Raw genomic sequence first — 3,570 nt, 5'->3', positions numbered from 1 at the left:
CAGCTTTTTTTATTTATCTGTTTATATTTTTTTTTAATGTTTTATTTCAGTAATTCTTTACTGATTTTATATTTACTTCCGCATGTATGGCAGATAACTTCGATTGGATCCGGATCGTGAGCGATAATATCTTCAACTTCAGCCTTTGGCAGATGCTTAATGTGGTTTATGAATGATTCTTCGCTGCAAGGACAGTCAAAAATTATGTCGCGGTTTAAAACAGCTGTCGGATTGAATTCGCGGAAAAGACCGTAAATTACGTCTTCCATATCCCCGCCGTCACTGAACCATTTTCCGATTGAAGGCATTGCCCTGAATGCATTTTCTGCACGGCGGATTAAATCTTCTTCTAAAGCTTTTTTATCTTCTGCACCGGAATTTTCGGTCTGTGCGCTGATTTTACTTTTACCGCCGGCTCCTGGAACATGCTGTAAAAACATTCCTCCGGCTCCAACAACACGTCCTTTTTCATCAAACTGAATGCTTGTGTTGAATGCTGTGTGAATCTGTTCACTCTGTAAAAAGTACCATGCAAGATCTTTTGCGATGTTTTTGTACATGATTTCGACGGTTCCGGTTTGTGCAGCTTTCATTCCTTCGCCGATTCTTGAGACTGTAAGTGTTCCTTCTCCAAAAAATGGACTTAAATCCCAGTTTTCGAGCGGTTTTTCGACTGGAATTCTGTCCTGAAGCAAAAAGCCGCGTACATAGCCTGTTGAATCGGCTTCTACAGAAAAACCTGCTGCCGGTCCGTTTGTATCGTATCGGAAAGTGAGGTGTTCACGGCCTTTCATTGTAGGAATTAAAAGGGCTGCACAGAGCATGGCCTGACCTAAAACCATTGTTTCCAGAATTCCGAGATTGTGCTGTGCTCTCATCTGGTTTATGAGTTTCGTTCCGTTAAAAAAAGCTCCGCGGAAGTTACCTTCGGCCATAACGAACATAGTCATTTCGTCTTTATGGATTTTATTCAGATGAGTCAGTAAATCTTTATCTTTAATTTCTGCTTTAATCATGCATGAATTATAGCAAAATTCTGTGAATTCATGCTATAATATGAGAAAATATTATTTTAAAGAGGATAAAATGAAACTTTATATAGGCAACTTAAGTTTTTCCACAACAGAAGACACATTACGTGAAGCGTTTTCAAATTACGGAGAGGTAGTTTCGGTTCAGATTATAAAAGACAAATTTACAGAACAGTCAAAGGGATTTGGTTTTGTAGAAATGGCATCTGATATTATGGGGGAACGCGGAATCGGCGGTATGAACGGAAAAACTGTGGATGGACGCAGAATCCGTGTAAGTGAAGCTGTTGAGAAACCGAAGTTTTCAAATGGAGCAAAAAAATTCCTTAAAAAAGGTATTGATAATAAAAATTACGGCGAACGAAATTCTTTTAATAACCGGAATGAAAAACGTTCCCAAGTTGAAGAATATTAATTTTAGATAGAGAAATGCAGTTTTTCTGCCGATAAAATAGAGATGATTTATAAAAAAAAGGGGGAAATATGTATAAGGCTCAACGAAGAGCTGCTTTAATTTCCATAAATATTTTCGCAGCATTACTATTTATAATAATAGCGGTAAGTCTTGCTCCGCAGATTAAACTTACTGATTACCGGACTTATTCAAATATATTCCCGATTATCGTTACGGCTGTTGTGTTTGCAATTCTGCTGTTTGCCAGTACAACAACTTTTTTCAATGCCAGAGATACCATCGAAAAAAATGTTATGGATAACGGAGCAACTGCCTTTCTTACAAAATTTATTGAACGGCTTCGTTTCTGTTATTCTCTTGATGATTTTACAGCAGCTGTTTCAGAAATGCTTGAGCTGAATGCAGACTGTTCTGTTTTATATGTTGACCGCAATGCAAATTATGTTCTCTATAATAGTCCTAATAAATTTACCACAGATCCAGCCATTTTAAATAAACTTGCGCAGAATTATGGCGCAGACTGGCATGATCCTATCAATTTTATTGGTGACAGTCTTGGTCTTGTTGCAAAACGCAGTAAGGCACGAGGTTTTTTCTTTGCAAGTGATGGAGAACATCTGTATATTTTTAACCGTTATACATATTTGTTTGACGGCGAAATTTATGAAAAGCTCTATGAAGAATTTGTACGTTTCCAGAACCGTTCCAGAATTATTGCAAGTCTGGCAGAAATTTCTGAACTTTCTACTGAATGGCAGCAGCTTGCGGACGCACAGATTTCCTTCCTTCCTAAAAAACTTCCAGAAATTAAAAATCTTAAGCTCGGAGCTTATTTCCGTCCTTTGATTAACGTTTCCGGTGACTATTACACTGTCCTTCCGATAGATGAAAATAAAACCCTTCTTATGCTCGGAGACGTTTCAGGTAAAGGTCTGGCGGCAGCTTTGGTCATGGGTCTTGTAATGAATACTGTCAAAATCAAAGAAAATAAGGAAGATTTGGTCGGTATGATTATTTCAGTTGATGCGGCTATTAAGGGAATGCATCTTCAGGATAAATACACTGTTCTTTTCATTGGTATTGTTGATACAGAAAAAATGAAAATCACCTATGTTAATGCTTCAATGTCGGATCCGATTATTGTTACGCGTTCCCCTGAAGGTTATCGTATCAAGTCTCTTTCTTCAAACTGTTCTGTCGTAGGAATTATTCCGATTGAGCCGGGCGATGTTCAGGTTTCAGAGCAGCGTCTTTTCTCAGGAGATTTAATCATGATGGCTTCGGACGGTGTATCTGAAGTCATGAACGAAGATAAAGTTGAATTAGGTGATACTGAACTTTTCACTAACACAATTAAGGCCAGTGCCTCAAAAGAACCTCAGGATTTCGTAACTGATATTGTAAATCTTGTATTAAGTTATAACGCTGATACAAGACTTCATGATGACTTAACCATGCTTGTTGCAAAAGTCGGGAGATAAAAAATGATATATGCATTTGTAAATATTGCTTTCGCTTTATTCCTTGGCTGGATGGCTTTCTTTGTTGATACTAAAACAGGAAATGAAGGTAAAAATCCTGTAATTTCTCTAAATGTACTTTTAGCCCTTGCCTGTGGAGCTGTCGGTTTAACGATACTTGTTGCATTTTCCGGCATTCCGGAAAGAGTAAGTTTTTTCTTTGGAAGCCTGGCATTTATTTTCTTTGGAATGTATTCCGTAAGTTTTGCAGTTTATTGTATTTTTTATCCTGCAATTGAGCGTCCTGCTGTTGCACAGCTTTTAACATGGGGCGGCTGGATATGGTGTGTCTGGGCTGTATTTTTTCACTTTACAGGTGTAATTGCTTCTTCATTCATCGGTTTTAGAGTTGAATCAATTTCGCTTTTTATGGGAAATTTAGCAGCTGCCTTTCCGTATAACTGGTATGATTTTTATTCAGTAATAGTTTTCTTTGTGCTGCCTTTCTTTTCTGTAATTATCATGCTCCTTCGTTCAGAAAACAGAGACAGCCGTCTTGATCACCAGAAAACAGTTATGAATACAATAGGACTAGTGCTTGCATGGCTTTGTCTTGCCCTTATCAGTCTTGCCTATAATCGTGTAGCAATGTTTTCTTCCCTGT

At 37.8% G+C, this 3,570-nt stretch carries 4 protein-coding genes; 3 read left to right on the top strand and 1 reads right to left on the bottom strand.

All coding sequences use genetic code 11. The features are described 5' to 3' along the window. Window positions 1-41: 41 nt before the first annotated feature. The gene (locus ACKI5B_RS07025) at window positions 42-1,016 is read right to left on the bottom strand and encodes an Hsp33 family molecular chaperone HslO (RefSeq protein ID WP_407427202.1); all 975 of its coding nucleotides are present in this window, start codon (window positions 1,014-1,016) and stop codon (window positions 42-44) included. 70 nt (window positions 1,017-1,086) lie between these two features. Between ACKI5B_RS07025 and ACKI5B_RS07020 the strand changes: the two genes are divergently transcribed. The 3 genes from ACKI5B_RS07020 to ACKI5B_RS07010 all read left to right on the top strand — a co-directional run. Further along, window positions 1,087-1,446, top strand: coding sequence for an RNA recognition motif domain-containing protein (locus tag ACKI5B_RS07020; RefSeq protein ID WP_407427200.1), 360 nt, complete (start codon window positions 1,087-1,089; stop codon window positions 1,444-1,446). A 68-nt stretch (window positions 1,447-1,514) separates the two neighbouring features. Continuing rightward, entirely contained in the window at window positions 1,515-2,927 is a 1,413-nt protein-coding gene (locus ACKI5B_RS07015; RefSeq protein WP_407427198.1) for a PP2C family protein-serine/threonine phosphatase, read from the top strand. Between the two features lie 3 nt (window positions 2,928-2,930). Continuing rightward, the coding region (locus ACKI5B_RS07010; RefSeq protein WP_407427196.1) for a hypothetical protein at window positions 2,931-3,570 on the top strand (640 nt) is incomplete at its 3' end.

The organism is Treponema sp. (assembly GCF_045657965.1).
In the GTDB taxonomy this organism is placed as follows: Bacteria; Spirochaetota; Spirochaetia; order Treponematales; family Treponemataceae; genus Treponema_D.
This window is presented reverse-complemented; position numbering and strand designations above follow the sequence as displayed.